This is a genomic window from Vibrio sp. 1978 (assembly GCF_033344345.1).
In genome coordinates this window covers 1-511 of the sequence record NZ_JAWPOP010001060.1, presented here as the reverse complement: position 1 = coordinate 511, position 511 = coordinate 1, and the positions used below count along the sequence as shown (strand labels likewise).

At 47.9% G+C, this 511-nt stretch carries 1 pseudogene; it reads right to left on the bottom strand.

The features are described from left to right. Positions 1-511: pseudogene (locus R8N49_RS30645) on the bottom strand (transcriptional regulator MalT); the annotation flags it as partial.

Below are 511 nucleotides of genomic sequence, written 5' to 3'. Positions count from 1 at the left end.
CGCCTACGACTGAGGTCGCGACAATTCGGCTACGGTAAATGGTGTTGTCTAGTTGGCTGAGAGCCAGCTCCGCAAGTTCAAGCGCTTTCTCGGGTTGGTTGCTGTTAATCGCGACCTGAGCAAGCAGCGCGTTAGCTTGGCCTTGGTAATGGATATCTAGCTCGATATTACGCTTTTTATGCTCTTCTTCGGCTTCTTCAAGCAATTGGCCAACTTGATTGTATCGGTGTTGGCTCTGCGCTAACCATGCACGTAACATCGTCAATTTAGGGTGGCTAAACAGCAGCTCTGCATCCAGCTTATTGATGGCATGCTCGAGTGTGCTTAACTCACCTTGGTTGAACATCTTCCAACCGAATTCATTCAAAATCTCAACGACTAAGTCTTTATCGTTGGACTTTTGTGCGTGATGAATGGCTTGGTGTGGCGATTTTTGTTGTAACCAAGCGACCGCCGCATTGCGGTGAAGATCTTTTTCTTGTTGAGGAATACGTGCTTGACGCTCGTGAGA